Below are 22,874 nucleotides of genomic sequence, written 5' to 3'. Positions count from 1 at the left end.
GCCTTGGTGGGACTCAGGCCTTCGTCGTCGCCGTGTCCTTGCGACGGCTGATCAGCACGCCCGTGAGGATGAGCGCGGCTCCGAGCGTCTGGATCAGGGTGGGGCGCTCGCCTCGCAGCGCCCAGGCAGTGAGGGCCGCGACCACGGGGATGCCGGTGCCGTAGAGCGTCGTGCGGTTGGTGCCCACCTGCTGCACGCTGCGGAACCAGACGAAGTACGCGAGCACCAGGGGCACCAGCGCCGAATACACGAGCGCCATCCAGCCGGCGGCGCTCACGCGCGAGGTGTCCATCGCGATGACCTGCGACGCACCGGCCAGCACCACGCCCGGGGCTCCGGTGAGCATGGTGATGGCCGTGATGCGCAGCGCGGACACGTCCGCTCCCACCGTGCGCGTCCCCACCGTGTAGATGGACCAGCACAGGGAGGCGCCGATGATCAGGGCATCCCCCTGCCACGTCGCCGCGCCCAGGTTCGGCCCCCTCGCGCCCACCACCAGCAACATGCCCACCACCGCCAATGAGAGGCCGGCGATGACCGGGCGGCGGAGCCGTTCGATGCCGAGCGCCGCGCCGAGCGCCGCTGTCACCACCGGACTCACCGCTGTGAGCATTCCGCTGTTGGCCGCCGTCGTGCGCGCGAGGCCCTCGATGAAGCACAGCTGGTACAGCGTGTTGCCCACGAGCCCCAGTCCGGTGAGCCGCAGGAACACCTTCCATGGCATCGGCTTCCAGCCCTCCACCGCCCCCAGCACGAGCCCCATCGCGAGCGCCGCGAGCCCGAAGCGCAACGCCATGAAGGCCCTGGGCGGCATGCCCTCCAGTGCGTCCTTCACCAGGGTGTAGTTGGTGCCCCAGACGACCACCACGGCGAGCATCGCCAGGTCGGATGCGGACAGGAGGCGGGCAGGCGCGGCGACGGCGGGCGACGAGGTACTCACGGCGGCGGGGCATAGGGCGGCGCGGCGACGGATGCAACGTCGGGGATGCACAGGCAGGGAAGCAACCCGGACGTTTCCCCATGCCCGTGCTTGTCCGGCCGCCCCTCCCGTGTCGTAAATGCCCGCCCATGGACTTCCGCTATTCGGACGAGGTGCGACGCGCGAAGGACTCCGGGCAGCCGCTGGTGGCGCTGGAGACGAGCGTCGTCGCACAGGGCCTGCCGTACCCCGACAATCTCGGAGCCGCTCGCGCGTGCGAGGAGGCCGTGCGCCGCGCCGGCGCCGTGCCCGCGCCCATCGCCGTGGTGGATGGCGAGGTGTGGGTCGGCCTGGAGGACGCCGCGATGCGACGGCTGGCCGAGGGCAGGGAGAAGCTGCTCAAGCTGGGCTCGCGCGACCTGGCCGTGGCCGTGGCCACCCGCGCGAGCGGTGGCACCACCGTGAGCGCCACGTGCGAACTTGCCGCGGCGGCGGGCATCCGCGTCTTCTCCACCGGCGGCATCGGGGGCGTGCACCGGGGCGCCGCGGAACACTGGGACATCTCCCAGGACATCGCCGCGCTGTCGCGCTACCCGGTCGCCGTGGTGTGCGCGGGCGCCAAGTCCGTGTTGGATCTGCCCAAGACGATGGAGCTGCTGGAGACGGCGGGCGTGCCCGTCATCGGCGTGGGCACGCACGAGCTGCCGTCCTTCTACAGCCGCGAGTCCGGCCTCTCACTGGAGCACCGCGCGGATGATCCGGATGCGGCCGCGCGCATCGCCCACGCCCGCTTCGAACTGCTGGGGCAGGGCGGCGTGCTCTACACCGTGCCCCCTCCGGAAGAGGCCGCGCTGCCGCGCAATGAAGTGGAGCTGCACATCGCGTCGGCGCTGGCGGACGCGGAGCGGCAGGGCGTCCGGGGGAAGGCCGTGACGCCGTTCCTCCTGGGCGAGATGGCGAAGCGCACCGGCGGCAAGAGCCTCAAGACGAACCTGGCGCTGCTGGTGAACAACGCGCGCTTCGCGGGAGCGCTGGCCGTGGCCTACGCGCGCCTCGCGAAGCGCTGAGTCCCGACGGGCCGTCAGGGTGCGCGGTGCTGGAACCAGGACACCAGGTCCTCCAGCGCCGCGCGGTCCACGTCGTCGAAGGTGTTCTTGTGCTCGGAGTCGATGTCGAGCACCGCGAGCAGCTCGCGGTTGCGGCCGTACACCGGCACGACGATCTCCGACGCGGACCTTCCGTCGCAGGTGATGTGGCCCGGGAAGGCGTGCACGTCCGCCACCACCACCGTCTCGCCCTTCGCGGCGGAAGTGCCGCACACGCCCTTGCCGAAGGTGATCTCCAGGCACCCGAGCGTCCCCTGGTAGGGGCCCACGCGCAGCAGCTTCCCGGGCGTCACCACCCGGTAGAAGCCCGTCCACAGGTGGCCGAAGGCGTTGTGCAGCAGGCAGCTCATCGTCGCCATCGCGCAGATGTCGTCGTCAATGCCCTCGAGGATGGCGAGGGCGTGGGACTTCAGCTCGGCATACGCCTCGGCCTTCGGCTGACCGCGCAGATCCAGGGTGACTTCCGCCATGATGGGCCTCGAAAAGGGGGTTGCCGCCCCTTCTAACAACCCTGGTGCCCGCTGGCACAGGAGGCCTTGTGGAACCGCTTGCCGAACAGCTCGTCCTGGATTCGCGAACCCGCCTGCTCGTGCTCACCGGTGCCGGAGTGTCGGCGGAGAGCGGGGTGCCCACCTTCCGGGGCATGAACGGGCTGTGGGAGAACCACCCCGTGGAGGCCGTGGCGTCCCCCGAGGGCTTCCAGGCGGACCCCGCGCTCGTGTGGCGCTTCTATTCGCAACGCCGGGCGGGCGCGGCCGACGTGAAGCCCAACCCCGGCCATGACGCGCTGGTGCGCTGGGAGGCCCACCTGGGCGACCGCTTCCTCCTGACCACCCAGAACGTGGACGGCCTGCACGCCCGCGCCGGCAGCCAGCGGGTGGTGGACATGCACGGCAACCTCTTCCGCACGAAGTGCGCGGACTGCCAGCGAGAGCCCTTCGCCGACACCTCCGTGCACCCGTCCGGCACGGTGCCGAAGTGCGACAGCTGCGGCGGCCGGCTGCGTCCCGACATCGTCTGGTTCGGGGAGATGCTGGCCCCTTCGGACCTGGAGCGCATCGGCGAGTTCATCTCCCGCAAGGACGGCACGCGGCTGGTGTTCCTGGCCGCGGGCACGTCCGGCGCGGTGTGGCCGGCGGCAGGCATCGTGGACGAGGTGCGCGCCGTGCGCGGGGAGACGTGGCTCGTCAACTACGAGTCCGCCGCGAACACGGAGCGCTTCCACCACTTCGTCCAGGGCCTGAGCGGGCAGGTCCTGCCCACGCTGGCGAAACTCGCCTGACGAGACAGCAGGGGGCCGGCGTGGGCCGATAGGGATTCGCGCATGTGACGGCTGTCAGCCATTCCCCGGCCGTCGCGTCCGGGGGCGGGTGTGTGCGCGGCCCATCGGGGCGTGCGCGGCATTGCTTCCCCGGGGGCTCCGGCGTTCCATCCGGGCCCCCTCCGCTCACGGAGCCTCGCCATGTCCCAGGACCGCTTCACGACCAGCCGCGAGGTGTATCACCGCATCCGGTGGGATCCCCGGCTCGACGCCCGCGAGTTCATCGTCGGCTACGACGCGCACCGCGAGGCGGGGGCATTGGAAGAGATGCCCTTCGAGGCCTTCGTGCCCGACGGTGAGATTCCGTGGCACCGCGTCTGGTACTTCAAGCGCGGCCCCCAGGTGGTGTGGGACCGCAAGGAGCGCCTCGACCTCCTGAGCCACACCGGTTCCTCCGAGGACCCCACGCCGCCCCGGCCCGTCGCGGTTCCCGGCTTCACGCCGCTGCCCGCGTACCGGTACGACGCGCGCTCGGGCTCCTGGACGGAGGCTCCCCGCGACACGGGCCACGCGCTCCCCACGCCGGCGCTGCTCACGGTCGCCACCTTCAACGTCCTCTTCGACCTGTACGACGCGGAGCTGCTGGCCACCGAGCGCAGGACCCCGGCGGCGCTCGCCCTGCTGCGCGAAACGGACGCGGACCTCATCGCCCTCCAGGAAGTCACCGCGCCCTTCCTCCGGGCCCTGCTCGCCGAGCCCTGGGTCCGCGAGCGCTACGGGTTGTCGGACGGTCCCGGCGCGAACACCGTGGAGACCTATGGCCAGGTGCTCCTGTCGCGCGTCCCGCTCGCCTCCGTGTGGCAGCGCGTCTTCTCCCGGGACAAGCGCATCATCGCCGCCGAGCTGCGGCTTTCCGGTGGAGCGCTGTGGGTGGCCACGCCGCACCTGACGAGCAACCGCGACCCGGCCGGTGCCTCCGCTCGCGCCGCGCAGGTCCAGGCCCTCATCGAATGGGCCCGCGCGCTCGGTGCCACGAGCGATACCGAGCCCCCGGACCTGGTGCTGGCCGGTGACTTCAACTTCGGCGACGGCGAGCCCGAAGCGGACGTCTTCGCCCGCGCGGGCTTCGTGGATGCGTGGACCGCGCTGAGACCTTCGGAAGCGGGGGAGACGTTCAACCCCCGGCTGAACACGCTGGCGGCGCTCACCACCGTCTCGGGGCGGCTGCGGCGGTTGGATCGGGTGCTGGTCGCGTCTTCCTCCGGACGGCTTGCTCCCCGGAGCATCGGCCTCTTCGCGGAGGCCCCGCTGGAGGGGCCGCCCGCTCCCACGGGACAGGCCCTCTTCGCCTCGGATCACTTCGGCCTGTGCTGCACCCTGCGCCGCGAAGTGGAGGTGTCCTCGGTTGCGTCCGCGTCGCCGGCCTCGGTGGCGTTGGTCCACCACACGGCCCTGGTGCTCATCCCTCCCGAGAGCGCCTGGGCCCCCATCCAGGCCCTGCGCAAGAAGCACGACGCGAAGTTCCAACGGTGGATGCCTCACATCACGCTGCTGTATCCCTTCGTCCCGGAAGAGGACTTCGAGACGGTGGAGGCGCTCCTCGTGGATGCCCTCCAGGGGGTTGAACCCTTCGACGTGACGCTCTCCGCGTTCGGTCTCTTCGAACACCGCGCCAACGCGACGGCGTGGCTCCGCCCCGACGAGCAACCCCAGGGCGCGCTGGCGGCCCTGCACGCGAAGCTCGTGGCGGCCCTGCCTGAATGCGCCGCGTCCGCCCACGGTGGCTTCACGCCGCACCTGTCCGTGGGCCAGCTCGCGCTTTCGGCGAACGGGGACCACGCCCGTGCGCTCTCCGTGTGGCAGCGGAGCTGGCGACCGCTGAAGTTCGCGGTGGGCGAGCTCTGTCTCATCCGGAGGAAGGGCGACGCGCCGTTCGAGGTCGTCCGCCGCATTCCCCTTCCGGGCTCCGCACCACGCGCGCGGCAGGCGGCCCCGGAGCAGGAGGACCTCCCGCTGCGGGCGGCCCTGGCGTCCCTTGGCGCTGGCGAGTCACCGGAGGGGCACGCCGCCAGGAGCACGGCGGTGGAGCAGCTGCGCACGCACTGCGAGCGGGTGGGCACCTCGCTGCATCCCTATGGCTCGTACCTGCTGGGCACGGATGGCGTGGGCAGCGACGTGGACGCGGTCGCCATCGGCCCGGCGGAGCTGTCCCGTGAGGACTTCGCCCAGGCGCTCCTCCAGGAACTGGCCGCGTCCTCCTCCGGCTCCGCCCGCTACGTGGCGGACGCGGCCATCCCCCTCGTGAAGCTGTCCCTGGGGGGCGTGAGCTTCGATCTGGCCTATGCGAGCCGTCCGGAGGGCGTGCCTCCCGAAGAGCCCCTGACGCTGCTCGAACGGCACGGCGCCCGGTTGGACCCCGCGGGCCTCCGCTCCATCCTGGGATTGGCGGACACGCTGGGGCTGCTGGAGGCCATCGCGCGGGACGGCGGACGCACCGAGCGGTTCCACGCGCTGATGCGCGCGGTCAAGGCCTGGGCCCGGGCTCGGGGCATCTACTCCCATGCGCTGGGCTATCTCGGTGGGCTGTCGTGGACGCTGCTCGCGGCCTGGGCTTCTACCCGCGCAGCCCCCGACGTCGTGACGTCCGATGCGTCGCTGCTCGCGCACTTCTTCGGGACGTTCTCCTCCTGGCCGTGGCCCCAGCCGGTGACGCTCACGCCCGAGACGGCTCGCTACCGTCCCGAAGGCAAGCGCGACCTGCTGCCCGTCATCGCTCCCGCGCTCCCGGCGCGAAACACCGCGCGCAACGTGTCGCGCTCCACGTTCCGCGTCCTGCAAGAGGAGCTGCTCCGTGCCCGCGACCTGGTGGCCAGCGCCCGCGCCTCGCGCACGCCCGAAGCCTGGGCGGCGCTCTTCCAGCCCGTGGATGCGAAGGAGGATCTGCCGACCTGTCTGCGATTGTCCGCCGAGGGCCCCAATGCCGAAGCCCGGCAGGTCGTCGAGGGTTGGCTCCTGGGACACCTGACAGCGCTGGTGTATCGGTTGGAAGGGGACCGGCGCCTCTCCGTGCGACCGCTGCAGGCACCGGACGCCGGAGGAACCCTGCTCATCGGGCTGGCGGTGCGTGAGGCCCGGGACGCAGCCGCCTTGTCCTGGCAGCCCCACGGCCCGCTGTTCGAGGCCGTGGAGGCGTTTCGTCTGTCCTTCCGCGAATGGGCGCACCGCCCCGAAGGAACAGCGCTTCGCGTCGAATGGGTGCGTGGGAATGACCGGGGGACTTCCGACGCACCTGCTTCGTAAGGCATTGCCTTGAGAGGGATTGGCGCTACTTCGCGCCCCCGAGCCACGAGCCCCAGCGCACGATTCGCGTGCCGCCTTCGGGCTCGCGCTTGCCACCGGCGACCACGCGCTCGGTGTTGCTGGCGAGCGGCTGGAAGCGCGCTTCATGGGGCAGGCCCGCGAGCCCCGGAGCCCACGGCTCGGCCGCGGTGGTCTGCGAGAAGACGCGCTGGACGCCTTCGACGTTCTCCGTGCTCTGCTCGATGAGGGCGGGCACGGAGTGGCCCTCCGCGGTGAAGGTGCCACGGGTGGTGGACGCGCCGGCGGGAGGCGCATCCGTCGGGGCCAGGGCCTCCCAGGGCAGGCTCAGCAGCACCTCCTCCAGGGGCTCCGGCTCGGCCTGGGAGAAGTCGGAGCAGGGGGCGGCCTGGGGCGCTTCGATGGGGCCCTCGGTGCGCAGCAGGTAGCCGCGCTCGGCGGTGAAGCACACGCGCTGCACGCTGGGGGCGGGGCCCACGTCCACGTGCCGGTCGAAGTACGCGCCCGGGCCCAGGGGCCGCTCCAGCGCGGGCACGGGGGCGCTGGCGTCGTCCGAACCCTCGCGGAACTCGCGCAGCGTCAGCTTGACGCCGCCCGGGGTGTGGAAGCCCGCGGACTCGGTGCTCCCTTCGAGCAGGCCGTGGGTGAGGTAGAGCGGGCCCGGCGCGTTGGCGTACACGCGCGTGCGCAGGGGACCGTCCACGGGGCGCTGGTCGCTGACGTAGCGCACGGCCTCCCAGTCACGGCCCGCGCTGGAGGCACGCTCGGCGGTGGCCTCGCCCCCGTGGGGCACGTCCAGCGGGCGCGTCGCGTCCGCGCGCACGGGGAGGAGCAGGTCCTGCGCCAGCTTCGGCTGGACCAGGGGCTTGCCGGCCGCGTCGGTGAAGGCCAGGCGCACCCAGACCCAGGGCTGCTGCACGGCCACCACCTCCAACGTCAGCTGGCCCGCCAGGGTGCGCGCGGTGCCGCTGCCTTCACGGCGCTCGGGGCCCTGGGTCGCGGAGAAGGTGTAGGAGACGCGGTCGCCCACGCGGGCGCGCTTCCAGGCCTCGGCGTCCTGCCCGGGCAAGGACTTCTGGACCTGGGTGTCGGAGGGGGTGGGGCCGCTGCTCGACTTCGTGCTCTCGCAGCCCGGGAGGAAGGACAGGGCCGCGCCCAACAGCGCGGCAAGGGGGACGGGGACGTGGCGCATTGGCATGAATGTGCGACGGGATACACCCGGAGTGGATTCACGCCCATCCTTTACCCAAACCCCTCACACCCGTTGTGTTCATGGGTGAGCGGGACCCCAGGGCAGGTGACTGATTCAAAGACACCACTGTCCTGAAAAAGGGGGGCCTGACCGTTGGAGGGAAAACCGTTGTCAGGGCGGTTGGTTAGGATTGCCGGCGTCACATTCCTTTACGCTAAGGTTCTGAGAACCTGGAGTGTCAGCGCTCCAGGCAATTCTGCCAATACGGGAGAGTCCCCTCTAGCGCGCCAGATGGCCCGGCAGTTGCTCAGGGGTTGGGCACGCCGGTCCGCGGCTGACGGGAAGGTCAGGCGGCGGCGGGCGTGTCCCCCCGAAACAGAGGAAGAGACAAATGTTCAAGAAAGCGGCAGTCCTCGTGGCGACCTGTGGCGCGTTCCTGTCCGGGTGCGGTAACGACGTGCAGCTTGAGAACCAGGAGATCATCTCCAACCTGGTCGAGGCCGGCTTCCCTGAGAACGACATCATGGTCGTCGACGACGCCGTGTACGTGGGCCGCGACGCCCACGTGACGCTCGAGGCGTCCCGCGAGATGCTCCAGCCCGGCAAGGAGAGCCTGGAGCAGTACCGCACCACGAACCTCGTCGCCTCCACCGTGACGAAGATCTGCATCAACCCCACCTCCGGCTTCAACAGCTACAGCCGCCTGAGCGCGGGACTCGACGCGGCCATCCAGAACTACAACCAGCGCGGCCTGAGCTTCACGATGGCGCGTGGTCCGACCACGGGCTGCAGCGCGAACATCACCGCGACCACCATGTCCGGCGCCGGCGGCTCGGCGGGCTTCCCCACGGGCGGCCGGCCCTACGGGACCATCAACATCGGCACCGGCCTGCAGAGCTACAGCGCGGACGTGAATGAGCACGTCATCACGCACGAGCTCGGCCACGCGATCGGCTTCCGTCACTCGGACTACTACAACCGCTCCATCAGCTGCGGCGGCGCGGCCTCCAACGAGGGCACCGCGGGCGTGGGCGCCATCCTCATCCCCGGCACGTCGAGCACGGCCACGGTCGGCGGCTCGATCATGAACTCCTGCTTCCGTTCGACCGAGACCGGCGAGTGGACCAGCTCTGACATCACGGCGCTGAACTACCTGTACTAAGCCCCATGGCATCAAGGCCCCACGGTCCATTTCTGAAGCTGTGGGGCCCCATCCTCGCGGGCACCTTCTTCCTGGGCGTTTCCGCCTGTGGAAAGTCGGTGCCCGACGAGGAGATCATTGAGGAGCCTGCTCCGGTCTGTGTGAAGACGAAGCCGCCGGAAGTGCGCCGCCTCACGCAGTGCGGCCCAACGGCGGATTTCACCCCCATCAACAGCTATCAGGGGGAGTTCGCGGACATCGTCCAGACCCGCGAGGACGCGGTCGTCCTGATCGACGGGCGCTGCACCGGAACGCTGATTGAAGCGAGCGCGGGACCGGTGGTGGTGACCGCGGGCCACTGTGTCGGGCTTGGGGACCGCTCGCTGCTCGTCTTCAACTTCGAGGACGCGTCCGACGGAGACCCCCTGGTGACCGAGGGCACCGTCATCGAGCAATCGTTCGCACCCGATTACGCGCTCATCCAGTTGGACGTGCTTCCCCCGGTGACGCCGGTCCTGCTGTCGACTGTCGCCACCGAGCGGTTGGCCATCATCCAGCACCCCCGGGGACGGCCCAAGGTCATCGCCGAAGGCAGGTTCCTGGATTCATGTGATCAGCTTGTCTATTACTCGGACCTGGATACGCTCGTAGGGAGTTCCGGCGCGGGCGTGCTCAACCGCCAGGGCCACCTGCTGGGCATCCACACCGACGGCGATTGCGACCAACGCGGCCGAGGCTCCAACCGGGGTTGGACCATGGATGCGATTGTCGAAGCCTCCCCGTACCTGCAAAGCGACGACATCGTCGAGCGCTGAGGCCCTGGGGCCTGGTCGGAGCCCTCTCATTCACGCCTCGGGTAATCCCGTCGTTGTCCAAGGCGAGCCGAAGAGCTTGAGGACAACGTGAGGGCGTGTCCGGAAGTAGCCCAGGCCCGAGCGCAGTGCCTGTTGCAACTCGGCCATCTCGTCGAAGAGAAGGTTGTGCGTGGCCCGTTGGCGCAGGGGCCGCCACAGCCTTTCGATGGGTTGGAGCTGAGGGCTGTAGGGAGGCAGCCGGTACAGGGAGAGGTGAGGGAAGCGGCGCAAGGCCCAGTCCACAGGGCGCCCTCGGTGCCAGGGCGCGTTGTCGATGATGAGGACGACTTCGCGCCATGCCGTGGCGGGATAGGCGCGGGCGACGTCGAGCAGGTGATGGGCGAAGGCCACCTGCATGCGCTTCGTCTTGGAGAGGCCATCCTTGCGACGCGCCCGGGTGCGGCTGCCGTAGAGCCTGCTCGTCACCGCCCCCGTCGTGAGGTCGGCGGAAGCGAAGGTGTGCACCACGTCCTTGCAGTCGCGAGTGCCGATGACAGGGCGGCGTCCCTTCACGCCCAGCGTCGCCGTCAGCGTCGGCACCATGGGAAATCTCGCTTCATCCTGGCTCAAGAGGGCGATGTCACCTGCTTGCGCCTGGCGTTTTTTTCACTCAACTCCTGCCGCGCCTGCTGCTGGCGTGAAGCGTCCGCTCGAAGGAAGCGATAGGTGGGACGGTACAGCCGCACACCATGGCGACGGCAGAAGTCTCCCATGGCCGTCTCCCGCGCCCGAATCCCTGTCTGGCGGTAGAGGAAGTCCGCCAGCGCCTCATGCGTCCAATTCGCCCGCTTGACGCCGCAGGCCCTTGGCCCTTGCTGGACCCAGCCCAGAATCGTGGGTGCCAGCCCCTCGGGAATCAACGGCGTGCGGCCCAGTGCCCACTGAATCCTCAACCCTCTCAAGCCGCTGGCCCGATAGCGGGCGAGGAAGCGCTGGATGTTGCGTGGCGTCGTCCCCAGGTCCTCGGCAATCTGCTGCTGGGAGCGCCCTCGGGACGTCATCAGCACCGCCTGGCACCTCTCACGCAGACGTCAGTCCTCCGTCGTGCGGAAGCAGGATTCCAGCTCGCTCCGCTGCTCCTCGCTCAGCGCCAGTCCGCTCATGCTCCTTCAACCCGGCAGACACGACGGATTCTTCCGGGCCGTGAATCAGGGGCGGCCGACCAAGGCCGGACACGGTGACCGCACGGGTCACCGTGCCCGGCAGATGGAGCTCCGGGCGGGGCTCAGTTGCTGAGGCCCTGTACCTGAACGGGAGTTAGCCGGAGAGTTTCCGTGCCATCTCCAAGGCGGCCAAAGGAATTCAGGCCCCAGGCCCACAGGCTTCCATCCTGTTTCACGGCGAGACCAAACGACTCGCCAGCAGCGATCCTCACCACCCCAGTCAGCCCATGAACCGGCACAGGTGTCGGACGGCGATAGTCTTGCAACCCATCTCCGAGTTGCCCGTAGTCGTTCCTTCCCCATGCCCACACCGTGCCATCCTGTTTGAGCACGACCGTGTGAGCGTCACCGGCCGCGACCGCGATCACGTTTGATACTCCAAGCACCTGCACTGGTGATGTTTCGATAATGTTTGTCGTCCCATCTCCCAGTTGACCATGTTGGTTTTCGCCCCATGTCCAGGCGGTTCCGTCTTGTTTCACAGCAGCAGAGTGAAAGAATCCGCTGGCAATGGCGATCACTCCTGTCAGGCCTTGAACCTGCTTCGGTGTATGGATGTTTGGGTGTGCGGAATTGAAGCCCCACTCCCATACGGTGCCGTCCTGCTTCAATGCAAGACTGTTCAGATAGCCCGCAGCGAGCGCAGAGACATTCATTAATCCTTGTGTTTGTGTCGGTGTGCGGTGGGTCTCTTCTGTCCCAGTGCCGAGCTGTCCATTGCTATTGTCGCCCCAGGCCCACACCGTGCCATCCTCTTTCAGAGCGAGTGTGTGGACAATGCCGCCTGCGGCGTCCACCAGTTGAGTCAGTCCTTGTACCCGGGCTGGCAGGCTTCGGTCGACAGTCGTCCCATCCCCCAGTTGGCCGAAACGATTGTAGCCCCAGGCCCATAGGGTTCCATCCTGCTTCAACGCAAGGGTGTGTGAATAGCCGGCGGCAATGGCCGCGACTCCCGAGAGTCCTTGTACCTGCACAGGCGCGAAGCGGTGCGTGGTCGTTCCGTCACCGAGCACACCATAGCCGTTGAAGCCCCAGGCCCATGCGGTGCCGTCCTGCTTCACGAACATGGATTGGAGCGCGCCAGATGCAAGGCGAATGTCGCGCACCGCCGGGCATGTCGTGCCACCTTTGAGGCTGAGAAAAGCCTGGGTGGAGAGACCCAGCGCATTGGTCACGGAAACGGAGACCGAAAGTGGCGTCGCCGCGGGGATGCACGCCGGTGCCGTCCACAGGACCTCGCTCGTCGTCGCCCCCTGGGTCGCCGTCCCGAGCGTGCCCACGTTCGTGGTCCATGCGTAGGACAGGGCGCTGTTCTGCGGGTCCTTTACCTTCACGCGGAAGATGACGGTATTTCCCTCCGTGGGCATGTTGCTGACGGATTGGAACGTCTCCACCACCTTCGGCGGGACGTGCGAGGAAGTCGTCGGCCCCACGCAGAGCCCCAACGTTCCCGTGGTCTTGCCTCCCTTGGCGTCCTCCACCGTGACCTTCAACGCGCACCGGCTGCACACGTCACCCGGAGGCGGCTGGACGGTCGGTGTGAAACTGGCGCTGGCCGACGTGGCATTGCTCCAGGTGCCCTGACAACTCGTGGTCCACTGGTAGCCCAGGCTGTCCCCGTCGTCGTCGGTCGCGGTGACCGTTGCCGTGGTGGCCTCTCCCACCGCCACCAGGGAAGGCGTCGCCGTCATCCGGGCCACCTGGGGCCAGGTATTCACCGTCACGTTGACCGCGGCGCTCCCTGTCCCACTGAGCACCGTCACCGTGACGTCGAGCGCCGCCGTGGCCCCGTTCGCATCCGTGACCGTCAACGTCAGCACCACCGGCCCCGGCACCGTGGGCGCCGTCCAGTTCGTGGAGAGCTTCGAGGCTGCGCTGAAGCTGCCGGCTCCCGCGGTCCAGGCGAACGTGAGCAGGTCGTCCGGATCGGGGTCCTCCGCCGTGGCCTGGAGCGACACCACGCCTCCGGGCGTCACGGCGCCGGGGCTCACCACCATCGAGGTGATGACGGGAGATGCATTTTCGAAGAAAGAAGCAGGCGTCAGCGGCCGCGCCAGCATCATCACCGCTGTCGTCTGTCCCGTGGAGATGCTGACCCCCTCGGCCTTGCCCACATGGAGACGGGCCCCTGCCGCGTCAAAGGCTTCTCCGTGGAAGGTGAGGCCACTTCCCTCGGGAATCCGGTTCAGCGTTCCACCCCAGTGCTGGCCCGTCCGCACCATCAATTCGGTACGCGGGGCCATGCCCGCACCGCTGACCGTCAATGCCACGCGGACCACGTCGGCGGCGGCCAGCGACTGCGGCAGCGTCACCACCGCCTGTGCCGAACCGGCGGGGGCCTTCTCGCCGCTACATCCAGCCAGCGCGACGGCCAGTCCCATCAACAGGCAGGAGAGGGCGCTCCTTCTCGTTCGACGCGACATCAGTTTTCCAATCCCTGGACCTGCGTCGGTGCGGTGCGATGGACCGTCGTCCCGTCCCCGAGCTGCCCGTGGGAGTTGTCACCCCAGGCCCAGGCCGTGCCATCCCGCTTCGAGGCCAGTGAGTGTTCGATGCCCGTGCTCAGGGCCACCACGCCCGTCAGTCCCGGCACCTGCGCCGGGGTGCTGCGCCCGGTCTGGGTTCCGTCCCCGAGCTGCCCATGGGAGTTGTTGCCCCAGGCCCACGCCGTGCCGTCCTGCTTCAAGGCCAGCGTGTGCGCGAAGCCACCCGCAAGGGACGTCACCCCCGTCAACCCATCCACCTGCACCGGAGCGAGACGATGCGCGACCGTCCCGTCCCCGAGCTGCCCATGGGAGTTGCTGCCCCAGGCCCACACCGTGGTGTCTTGCTTCAGGGCGAGCGTATGGAAGAGGCCCGCCGCCAGGGCCGTGACATCCGTCAGTCCCGGCACCTGCACCGGGCTGCGCCGATGCGACGTCGTGCCGTCCCCGAGCTGGCCGAAATCGTTGTACCCCCAGGCCCACACGGTTCCGTCCTGCCTCAAGGCCAGCGAGTGGTTGCTGCCGGCGGCGATCGCGATGACATCCGTGAGGCCCGTCACCGGCGCGGCCCGGCTGCGTTCATTGTCCGTTCCGTCGCCGAGCTGACCGTAGCCGTTGTAGCCCCAGCTCCAAACGGTGCCGTCCTGCCTCAAGACCAGCGTGTGGTGCCCGCCCGCGGCCACCGCCGTGGCGTCCTGGATGTCGAGCACCTGCACCGGCGCACTTCGCGACAGGGTTGTCCCGTTCCCCAGTTGTCCGTAGACGTTGAAGCCCCAGGCCCACAAGGTTCCGTCCTGCTTCAGCGCGACCGTGTGGTAGGCGCCCGAGGACACCGCCTTCATCCCCGTCAACGCCTGGAGCTGCACGGGAGGAGTCCGAAGGTCGTTCGTCCCGTCGCCCAACTGGCCGAAAGCGTTGTCACCCCAGGCCCAGGCGCCCGCAGCCTGCGTCCATGCCGCGGTGTGGTACCAGCCCGAGGCCAGCCGGATCACCGGCTTCGTGGTGTCCGCACAGGGCGTGCCGCCGCTCAAGGTCAAGGACGCTTCGGTGGACAACCCGAGCGCGTTGGTGACCGACACCTTCACCAGGAGCGCGGTCGTCAGGGGAATGCAGGCTGGAGCCGTCCAGATAAGCTCACTCGTCGTCGCCGTGTCGGTCGTCGTCCCCAGCGTGCCTGCGTTCGCGGTCCAGCTGTACGACAGCGCACTGCCCTGCGGATCCCTGGCCTTCACTCGGAAGACAACGGTGCCTCCAGAAGCGGGCATGGTGGCAAGGGACTGGAACGTCTCCACCACTTCAGGGGGAAAACGTGCCGTCGTCACGGGGCCCACGCAGATCCCCAGCGTTCCCGTGGTCTCTCCGCCCATGCCATCCGCCACCGACACCTTCAGCGAGCAGCGGCCGCACCCGTTGGCCAGGGGTGGCAGGGCTGTCGGCGTGAAGCTGGCGCTGGACGACGTGGCGTTCGCCCAGGTGCCCTGGCAGGTGGAGGTCCACTGGTAGCCCAGGCTGTCTCCGTCCACGTCCGTCGCCACGGCCGTCACCGTGGTGGTCTGCCCCACGTCCACCGAAGTGGGCGCCGCCGTCATTCCCGTCACCTGCGGCCCGCGATTGAACGTCACGTTGACGTCCGCGCTCCCGAGCGCGCCGTCCACGGTGAGGTTCAGGCTGACTGTCGCCGTGGCCCCCTTGGAGTCCGTCACCGTCAGCAGCAGCACCACGGCGCCTGGCACGGAAGGGGCCGTCCATGACGTGGAGAGGCTGCCGGGCGCACTGAAACTGCCTGCGCTCGCAGTCCACGCATACGTGAGGCTGTCAGTTGCGTCCGTGTCCAGCGCACTGGCCTGGAGTGTCACGGTGTCCCCCAGCCCCACCGTCGAGGTGCTGGCCACCACCGAGGTGATGAAGGGCACGGCGTTCTCGAAGGGGGTTGGCACGGCCACCTGCTGGAGCACCAGCGTGACCATGGTCGTCTGTCCCGCCGTGATGCTGACGCCCTTGACCTCGCCCATGTAGAGCAGGGTTCCTCCGGTGTCGAAGGCTTCTCCGTGGAAGGTGCGGTCGCTTCCCTCGGGGATCTTGCCCAGGACGCCTCCCCACTGCGCGCCTGTCTTCACCAGTTCATCGGTGCGTTGGGTCATGCCCGAACCGCTCACCGTCAACGCCACCCGTGCCACGTCAGCCGAAGAGAGGGACTGTGGAAAGGTCACCATCGCCTGCGCCATGCCGGGGAGGAGGAGGACCTTCTCTCCGCCGCAACCCATCATCGCTACATGGATGACGAGGAGCATCCATGCCCACCGCTGCCGTGCCGCTGACCTCATCCGGTCCTCTTTCAATTTCGAAGCAGGAGTTTCGCCGTCTCTTCTTGCCAGGTGCATGGCGCCACCAGGAGAGCGTTGAGACGCGCGCGGTGGACCCTACCCGCAAGCGATTGGGTTGGAATCTGGGTCTGCCCCACCCCGGAATGTCGACCGTGACCCCACACGCGGTTCCACAAGAGGCGCGCGGGTGCAGTCCGCGCGGGTTGCCCCTGGACGCGGCGCACCGGCCCGACGTCTCCCTTCACCCAGAGCCCGTTGGACGCGTTGATCTCCTCTGGGCATGAGCGAAGGACTTCCCACGCCGGAGAAGCTGCGGCGGGCCATCGTGCGCGCATTCCAAGAGGAGGGGCTCTCGTACGAGCAGATTGCTCACCTGCTGGGCATCGGAGAGGCCACGGTCAGCCGCGTTCTGCGGCTGTACCGGGAGACGGGCGACGTCGTGCTGATGGACGACCTGGGCGCCCACAAAGTCGCAGGCGTGCGCCAAGCGGTCGCGGCCGTCGGAGCCTGCGTGGTGTGCCTGCCCACCTGCAGCCCCGACTTCAATTCCATCGAGCCGTGGTGGGCGGACCTGAAGCGCCAGCTCCGCAAGCTCGCTCCTCGCGCCCTGGAGGAATTGGCCAGGACGGTGAGACAGTTGCGCGCGGCGACTCCGCTCGCGAAGCTCGCGGCGTGGTTCCGCCACTGCCTCTTCTTCCTTCAGTTCAACTGCTCTCCGCGTTAGCGAGGGAAGCTGGTCGCCTTGTCATCCTCGCCGGGATGACCTGACGTGATCAGCCGCGTCCCCGCGTCCTTGAGGTCCACCGGCACGCGCAGGACACGCAAGCCCCCACTCATCTCCTGCGTGATGAAGAGCGTGTACCGACCCAGGGGAAGTGCGCTGAAGACGTAGTTGCTTCGTCGGAGCAAAGGGTAGAAGAGCTCCTCCTGGCCACGCTCCGGTCTTTCGATGGTGGGCGTCCAATCCGCGACGAAGCCGGAGCGGATGAGCGCCTCCATGGCCAGCGTCGTCCCTGGCATTGGGGGATCGCCTGGAAGAAGGAAGGCATCAAGGAACTCGCTGGGCTTGGGGAAGCGCAAGTGCAGCGCTGCCGGGCCCTGCCTTGCCTCGAAATCCAACGGCCGCCATGAGTGCGGAGGCAGTTGGATCCGCTGGGGGGAGAAGGCAAGCGGGGGCGGCCAGGGCCGGGTCTCATCCTTGGGGGCGGCATCGGTCAGGTGCACGACGCACTCCCTGGCGCCGGGCACGCGCACCTCGTAGCGGCCCGAGGCGTCCGTCGAGGTGCTCACGTCGAACCTCCCCTCGCAGCGCACGTTCAGGTCCACGCCCGCCAGCGGAACCCGTGCACCCACCGTCACCGTGCCAGAGAGCCAGGCCAGGGGCGCGAGCTGGAGGTCCACCGACGCTTCGTCTGGCTTCAGCTCGTACAGGACCGTCCCCTGCTCCTGTGCGTCCACGCGAAGCCACTGGAGCCGATTGGCCACATGCTCGAACCGATAGCGTCCGTCCGCGTCCGTGATCGCCGTCCGAGTGGGGGATGAAACGCGGTCCTCCAATTCGGAGGGATCCAACAGCATCACCCGCAGCGAGGGGACGCCCGTGCGCCCATCCTCGGCGACGACACGGCCCTGGACGCTGCGGCCCACGTCGAGGATGACATCCGGGAGGGGGAGAACCTCATTGGATCGGCCTTCCGCGCGCACGAGCGCGGTCGCGAATCCGTCCGCGTCGATGATCCACTGGTAGGTCTGGGTAAAGAACGCGTCGATGCCGTAGCGCCCCTGTGGATGATGCTCCCTCCGGAAGCCACCGAGCCCGAACCACTCCACGGGACGTCCGTCCGGTCCCAGGACCCGACCCTCCAATCCTCCATGACCGGACTGGAACACCACCGGCGCATCCTCCCCGGGCACCGGGGACCGTTCCGACGCCCAGGGTGCCTGTCCCCTGGCGCGCAAGAGGAGCGTCTTGGGCTGCTCCAGCGGATCGGGAAGGACGAAGCGTCCGTCTGGATCCGTGTCGACCGTGCAGGCCCCGTGGGTCCCCAGCTCGTCTCGGTTACGTTCCGTCCAGACACTTACCTCGCTGTCGCCAAGACCCCTGCCTTCGCGCCCCACCGCACGCCCTTTCAAGGGACCTACCCCACGGACACCCACGAAACTCACTGTCACTTCCGTTGACTGTTCCGGGAGGACGTCTGCTTCGACGACGCTGGACCAATGACACCCCTTCGCCGGGGAGTAGTAGCCACGCACCCGATAGCGCCCCGCTGCGAGTCGCGGATAGACGACTGCCTCACCGGTTTCCTCCGGAAACAATTCAAGGGTGTATCTGTCGAACTCGCGAGTGATTTCCTTGTCTCCCCCGGGCAACAGCCGCCCTTGTGGATCCAGGACCCGCACCCGCAGCGAGCCAAGGCCTCCCAGCACCACGGAGAGGTCCTGCTGCGGCGCCGTGAGCTCCAGGCGCGTCAGGCTCCAGTCTTCCTTCTCGACACGGAGGACCGCCGCCCCTTCGGGCACGCCTTCGAAGGCGAAGCGGCCCTGTTCGTCGCTTTCGATATCCAGCCAGAGGTCGGGATCGCTGGATGGCATGAGTCGCAGCATCGCGCCAACCACGGGTGCTCCCTTCGGATCCACCACACGCCCCGAGAATGGCACCGCGGGCGTCAGCGTCAGCTCGAGTCCTGATTCCGACTCCGGAGCAAGCCGCACCTCCGTGCGCGCGCTTTGTACGAAGCCGCGCGCTTCGGCGTGAACGGAATACCGACCCGGTCTCCGCTTCAATCGAAGCGTCCCCTGCGCATCCGTGGTCCCAAACCTGGAAGGCGGCGCGGTGGGCGCACGCCAGATCACCAACGCCGCACCCGGAACGGGGCGTCCCTCCCTGGTCCTGACCAGGACGGTCAGCGCCACTTCCTCCAGCGGTTCCAGGGACTCCAATGCCTGACGCCTGCCACTCGCGCACGCGAGCGTCATGACCACGAGTCCCACCCAGCTCCATCGCATGCTCCCATGCTAGCAGGCGCTTGCGGACTCGGTGCTGACACGTCAATGAATCGCGCCCAGGTCGAACGATCTGCGCGTCTCTGGCCGCTCCCTGCGCGTGATATCGATGCGCGATGGATGCGTTGGCCGGGCCCGGTTCATCCCTCCCGGGCTCCCGCTCCGCTTCGCAGCAGCAGCGCGGCGCGCTTGATGGCGGCCCGGATGCGCACATAGGTGCCGCAACGGCAGACGTTCTCACTCATCGCTGCGTCGATGTCCGCGTCCGACGGTTGGGGGTTCTTCCGCAGCAGCACGACCGCGGCCATGATCTGCCCGGGTTGGCAGAAGCCACACTGGGCCACGTCCTCGGCGATCCACGCCTGCTGCACGGGATGCAGCCCTTCGCCTCCCAATCCCTCGATGGTCATCACCTCGCGGCCCGCGACACCTCCCACGAGCTGGAGGCAGGGGCGGAAGGCCTCGCCGTCCAGGTGGCTGGTACACGCGCCGCAGACACCTACCCCGCATCCATACTTGGGCCCCGTGACGCCCAGCACGTCTCGCAGTACCCAAAGCAGGGGCAGGTCCTCGGGCGCTTCCACCGATACCGTCTGGCCATTGAGGATGAACTGATGGGCCGCCATGGTCAGACTCCCTCGTCGAGGATGGGGAAGCGCGTGGGCATGACTCCACTTGCCCGCGCGATCGCGTTGGCCAGGGCCGCCGCCGCGCTGGGATAGCCAAGCTCTCCCACGCCGCCCACGCGGTCGTCCGACCGGACCAGGTGCACCTGGATCTCCGCGGGGACGTGCTTCATCCGCAGCCAGCGGTAGTCCGCGAAGCTGCCCTCGCGCACCGCCCCCGCGTCGATGTGGAGGCCCGCGCTCAGGGTGGTGGACATCGCGTCCACCGCGGCGCCCTGGAGCTGCGCCTCGATGCCCTTCGGGTTGATGGGCAGGCCGACATCCGCGGCGATGACCACGCGCAGCACCCGGGGCGCCGCTCCGGTGACGTCCACCTCCACGAGGTGCGCGATGGCGCTGTCCCACTCCTCCAGGACGGCGACCCCCTGCGCGACCCCGGCCGGCAGCGCCCGGCCCCACCGGCCCTCGGACACCACCTTGTCCAGCACCGCCCTGAGCCGGCTGGAGGTGAGCCGTGAGCGTCTCAACGCGACCGGATCCACCTGGATCTCCCGCGCCAGTTGATCGACGAAGACCTCGTTGGCCACCCCCACCTGGCTGGTGAACACCGAGCGGAAGGACGCGGTGGGAATGGGAATGGGGACCTCGCTCAACTGCTGCGTCACCAGACCGAACCGGTAGGGCACGTGTTGGGTCAGCCCGAAGAACACCGCGCTCGTCACGTCGGGAAGGACTTCGCCGACCAGCGCGGTGACGACATCTCCGAACCCGTGGGGAAACTCGACGGTGGGAATCGCGGCGCGGTGATTCCAGCCGAGGATGCTTCCGCCCAGCCCCAGGTGCGCGAGGATCCGGTGGTGGCTGGCGGGCCGGTAGTGCCCGTGGCGCATGTCGTCGTTGCGGCTCCACATCAGCTTCACCGGCCGCCCGATGGCCCGTGAGACGAGCGCGGCCTCCACCGGGGCCTCGGGGAAGAACCTGCGGCCGAAACCGCCGCCAGCGCGCACGGTGTGCACGGTGACGTTCTGTGGGGTCAGTTCCCAACCGAGCGCCCGGGCCACCTCGCGCTGCGCGTATTTCGGGTCCTGCGCGCCCGACCAGACTTCCGCGTGCGAGCCCTGCACGCGGGCCACGCAGCTCTGCGTCTCCATGGGGGCGTGCGCGAGGTACGGGAAGTCGAAGCGCGCTTCCAGGGTCCGCATCGTGAGCAGCGGGGACAGGGGCCTGGGCCCGATGGCCCCCACCAACCGGGCGCGGATGTCGTTGTCGGACAGTGTGCTGGCCGGTCCCGGCGCCCAGGTGATCCGCAGGGCGTCACGCGCCGCGAACGCCTGCGCGAAGGTCTCCGCGACCACCGCCACGCCGGACGGGAGGGGCACCACGCCCACCACGCCCGGCATCGCCCGGGCCGCGAAGGCGTCGAAGGATTGGACCTGTCCGCGCAGCGTGGGCGGCCGCGCCACCACCGTCGGCATCGCTCCGGGAACGTCGAGGTCCAGGGCGTAGCGCGCCTTGCCGGTGACGATGTCCCGCGCGTCGATGCGCCCCGTGGGCTGGCCGACCAGGGTGTACTGGCTCGGAGACTTCGGCAGCGGGAGGACTTCGGGCAGCAGCACGCGCGCGGCCTCCCCCGCCAACTCGCCATAGCCGACCCGACGTCCGTCGGGCGCGCGCACCTCGCCGTTCGCGGTGGTGAGCGTCAGGGCCAGCACCCGCCACCGGTGCGCGGCGGCGGTGATCAACCGTGCCCGGGCATCCGCCGCCGCGGCGCGAAGCGGGCCCGACAGGTAGCGCATCGTCGTCGACAGGCCGGTGAGCTGGATGAGCCAGCGGGGATCCGCGTCGGCGCTGCGCACGTCCACCGCACTGAGCGCCAGGTCGAGCTCCTCGGCGACGAGCATGGCCACGGCCGTGGTGATGCCCTGGCCCATCTCGGTGCGGGGCAGGGTGGTGACGACACGCCCATCGCTCTGGAGGGCGAGGAGGAGGCTGAGGGGCGTCGCCGCCTCCGTCACGGGCGCTTCCGCCGCCGCGGCCGGAGGGAGGTCCAGCCCCAACCGGGCCGCGATCATCAACGTGGGGGAAGCGACGACCCACGTCAGGAACCGACGGCGGTCCATCACCCCGGGAGCGGCCGTATCCGATTTGTGCGTATCCGCCATGCGGACAGCATCGCATACGTCCACGACACGCTGGACTCGGTCCGGTCCGTTGCGTTCCGTGGCCTGACAGGACCCGCGTCCGAATGGAGACAGCCGCACCGGCGCCGGAGCGCGTGCTTGTTCAGAAGGAGTAGCGCGCCTGGAGTCGGAGCTGGCGGGGCGGCTGATGCTCGAGCGGGACGGCAAAGGCATCCATCCGGGTGGCCGTCTGGAAGTTGAAAATGTGTCTCACGCGTTGAACTCCTTCCGGGGTGCGCCGCTTCAACAAGCATCGCGGATCCGGAAGGAGGCGCTGACGCGAGGGACCGGGTCCTCCGGACTAGAATCCGAAGAGACCCTTGATGCCCTTCTTGATGTCGTTGCCGACGTCCTTGGCACCCTCGGCGATCTTGTTGCCGACGTCCTTGGCGCCGTCCGCGACCTTGTTCGTGACGTCCTTGGCGCCGTCCGCGACCTTGTTGCCGACGTCCTTGACCGCTTCGGAGGCCTTGCCCCCGGTGAAGTTGTCGACCGTGTTCTTCACCTTGTTGAAGTCGATGGTGTACGACGTGCCCACGCCCAGCCCGACGCCCAGCGCCGCCTTGGCCTTGCCGCCGATGGTCAGCTTGCCGTCCTCGAAGGCCACCTTCGCGTCCACCGCGGCGCCCACGCCGGCAATGGCGCTGCCCGTCACGGAACCCTGCACGGGGCCGAACTCGCCGCGGGCCGTGGCGCTCGCCTCGGCACCCACCAGCGCGCCCGCGCCCACCTCCGCGCCCATGTCCCCGTTCTTGGGGTTCAGGTCGATCTTGGCCTTCGCATCCGCGTTGGCGCCCACCAACGCCTCGCCGTGCACGCCGCCGTAGACCTTGCCGTCGACCTTATCCAGACCCTTGATGTCCTTCAGGTCCTTGCCGAAGCCCGCGTCGCCGCGCAGGCTGGCGATGTTGGCCTCGCCACCGGCCCGGCCGCCAATCTCCCACGGCATCACGCGGTAGGACGCATCGCCCTGGACTTCGGCGGCGCTGGCCTCGATCTGCGCGCCGGTGCCATCCTTGCTGAAGCCCGTGCCGGTCTTGAACTCCGCCGCGTCCTTCTGCCAGGAGACGTACTTGCTGCTCTCGTTGCCCGCCACCTGGCCCGGGCCGGTGTTGCCCTGGGTGACCTGACGCCCGTCCTTCTTCGCCGCGCTGGCGTCCGCCTTGTCGCCCTTGCGGGGGTCCAGGAAGATGTCCTGGCCCCACTGCTGGCTGAACTTCGTGTCCGGCTGGTGCTTGTCGATGAAGCCGCCCTTGTTCGGGGCCGGGGTCGCGGTGGGAGCAGTCGGGGCGGACGAAGAC

At 69.0% G+C, this 22,874-nt stretch carries 17 protein-coding genes and 1 pseudogene; 6 read left to right on the top strand and 12 right to left on the bottom strand.

Translation table 11 applies throughout. The annotated features are described in order from the left end of the window. Positions 1–13: 13 nt before the first annotated feature. Positions 14–940, bottom strand: a complete 927-nt coding sequence (locus D7X74_RS08060; protein WP_120532345.1) for a DMT family transporter — start codon at positions 938–940, stop codon at positions 14–16. Positions 941–1,068: 128 nt separating this feature from the next. On the opposite strand from D7X74_RS08060, the gene D7X74_RS08055 reads away from it, so the two are divergent. Further along, the gene (locus D7X74_RS08055) at positions 1,069–1,986 is read left to right on the top strand and encodes a pseudouridine-5'-phosphate glycosidase (protein WP_120532344.1); all 918 of its coding nucleotides are present in this window, start codon (positions 1,069–1,071) and stop codon (positions 1,984–1,986) included. A gap of 14 nt (positions 1,987–2,000) precedes the next feature. Here the strand turns inward: D7X74_RS08055 and D7X74_RS08050 are convergent, their stop codons facing one another. Next, positions 2,001–2,495, bottom strand: a complete 495-nt coding sequence (locus D7X74_RS08050; RefSeq protein WP_120532343.1) for a GAF domain-containing protein — start codon at positions 2,493–2,495, stop codon at positions 2,001–2,003. 68 nt (positions 2,496–2,563) lie between these two features. Between D7X74_RS08050 and D7X74_RS08045 the strand changes: the two genes are divergently transcribed. Together D7X74_RS08045 and D7X74_RS08040 are read left to right on the top strand one after the other, a co-directional pair. Then, on the top strand, positions 2,564–3,307 hold the full coding sequence (locus D7X74_RS08045; RefSeq protein ID WP_120532342.1) for an NAD-dependent deacylase: 744 nt from the start codon (positions 2,564–2,566) through the stop codon (positions 3,305–3,307). 180 nt (positions 3,308–3,487) lie between these two features. Then, a complete protein-coding gene (locus D7X74_RS08040) occupies positions 3,488–6,586 on the top strand; it encodes a poly(A) polymerase (RefSeq protein WP_120532341.1) in 3,099 nt (1,032 codons plus the stop codon). A 25-nt stretch (positions 6,587–6,611) separates the two neighbouring features. On the opposite strand, the gene D7X74_RS08035 is transcribed toward D7X74_RS08040, so the two are convergent. Beyond that, the gene (locus D7X74_RS08035; protein ID WP_370450726.1) at positions 6,612–7,796 is read right to left on the bottom strand and encodes a DUF6068 family protein; all 1,185 of its coding nucleotides are present in this window, start codon (positions 7,794–7,796) and stop codon (positions 6,612–6,614) included. Positions 7,797–8,187: 391 nt separating this feature from the next. On the opposite strand from D7X74_RS08035, the gene D7X74_RS08030 reads away from it, so the two are divergent. Both D7X74_RS08030 and D7X74_RS08025 read left to right on the top strand, forming a co-directional pair. Next, positions 8,188–8,958: a zinc-dependent metalloprotease gene (locus D7X74_RS08030; RefSeq protein WP_120532339.1), complete on the top strand. Its 771-nt coding sequence runs from the start codon at positions 8,188–8,190 to the stop codon at positions 8,956–8,958. 5 nt (positions 8,959–8,963) lie between these two features. Continuing rightward, positions 8,964–9,752, top strand: a complete 789-nt coding sequence (locus D7X74_RS08025; protein ID WP_120532338.1) for a serine protease — start codon at positions 8,964–8,966, stop codon at positions 9,750–9,752. A gap of 30 nt (positions 9,753–9,782) precedes the next feature. Here D7X74_RS08025 and D7X74_RS08020 read toward each other — a convergent pair whose 3' ends face one another. The 4 genes from D7X74_RS08020 to D7X74_RS08005 form a co-directional block, all read right to left on the bottom strand. Continuing rightward, positions 9,783–10,334 carry a transposase gene (locus D7X74_RS08020; RefSeq protein ID WP_120532337.1) on the bottom strand — a complete coding sequence of 184 codons (552 nt, stop codon included), beginning with the start codon at positions 10,332–10,334 and terminating at the stop codon, positions 9,783–9,785. 23 nt (positions 10,335–10,357) lie between these two features. Then, positions 10,358–10,819, bottom strand: coding sequence for a helix-turn-helix domain-containing protein (locus D7X74_RS08015; RefSeq protein ID WP_255424397.1), 462 nt, complete (start codon positions 10,817–10,819; stop codon positions 10,358–10,360). Positions 10,820–11,016: 197 nt separating this feature from the next. Next, positions 11,017–13,377, bottom strand: coding sequence for an Ig-like domain-containing protein (locus D7X74_RS08010; RefSeq protein WP_120532335.1), 2,361 nt, complete (start codon positions 13,375–13,377; stop codon positions 11,017–11,019). After that, on the bottom strand, positions 13,377–15,761 hold the full coding sequence (locus tag D7X74_RS08005) for an Ig-like domain-containing protein (protein ID WP_147446503.1): 2,385 nt from the start codon (positions 15,759–15,761) through the stop codon (positions 13,377–13,379). Before D7X74_RS08005 ends, D7X74_RS08010 begins: the two co-directional genes overlap by 1 nt. Before the next feature lie 280 nt (positions 15,762–16,041). Between D7X74_RS08005 and D7X74_RS44830 the strand changes: the two genes are divergently transcribed. Then, positions 16,042–16,485, top strand: coding sequence for a transposase (locus D7X74_RS44830; RefSeq protein WP_120532333.1), 444 nt, complete (start codon positions 16,042–16,044; stop codon positions 16,483–16,485). Here the strand turns inward: D7X74_RS44830 and D7X74_RS07995 are convergent. From D7X74_RS07995 to D7X74_RS07980, 5 genes and pseudogenes are all read right to left on the bottom strand, one after another. After that, positions 16,482–18,356 carry a carboxypeptidase-like regulatory domain-containing protein gene (locus tag D7X74_RS07995; RefSeq protein ID WP_233602020.1) on the bottom strand — a complete coding sequence of 625 codons (1,875 nt, stop codon included), beginning with the start codon at positions 18,354–18,356 and terminating at the stop codon, positions 16,482–16,484. The genes D7X74_RS44830 and D7X74_RS07995 overlap by 4 nt on opposite strands. 84 nt (positions 18,357–18,440) lie before the next feature. Further along, positions 18,441–18,740: pseudogene (locus D7X74_RS45435) on the bottom strand (carboxypeptidase-like regulatory domain-containing protein); the annotation flags it as partial. A 167-nt stretch (positions 18,741–18,907) separates the two neighbouring features. Then, positions 18,908–19,393 carry a (2Fe-2S)-binding protein gene (locus D7X74_RS07990; RefSeq protein ID WP_120532331.1) on the bottom strand — a complete coding sequence of 162 codons (486 nt, stop codon included), beginning with the start codon at positions 19,391–19,393 and terminating at the stop codon, positions 18,908–18,910. A gap of 2 nt (positions 19,394–19,395) precedes the next feature. Continuing rightward, positions 19,396–21,555 carry a xanthine dehydrogenase family protein molybdopterin-binding subunit gene (locus D7X74_RS07985; protein WP_120532330.1) on the bottom strand — a complete coding sequence of 720 codons (2,160 nt, stop codon included), beginning with the start codon at positions 21,553–21,555 and terminating at the stop codon, positions 19,396–19,398. A gap of 319 nt (positions 21,556–21,874) precedes the next feature. After that, on the bottom strand, positions 21,875–22,874 hold a 1,000-nt coding region (locus D7X74_RS07980), incomplete at its 5' end, for a hypothetical protein (protein ID WP_120532329.1).

Origin of the sequence: Corallococcus sp. CA047B, assembly GCF_003612065.1 — a bacterium.
Classification (GTDB): domain Bacteria; phylum Myxococcota; class Myxococcia; order Myxococcales; family Myxococcaceae; genus Corallococcus; species Corallococcus praedator.
This window is presented reverse-complemented; position numbering and strand designations above follow the sequence as displayed.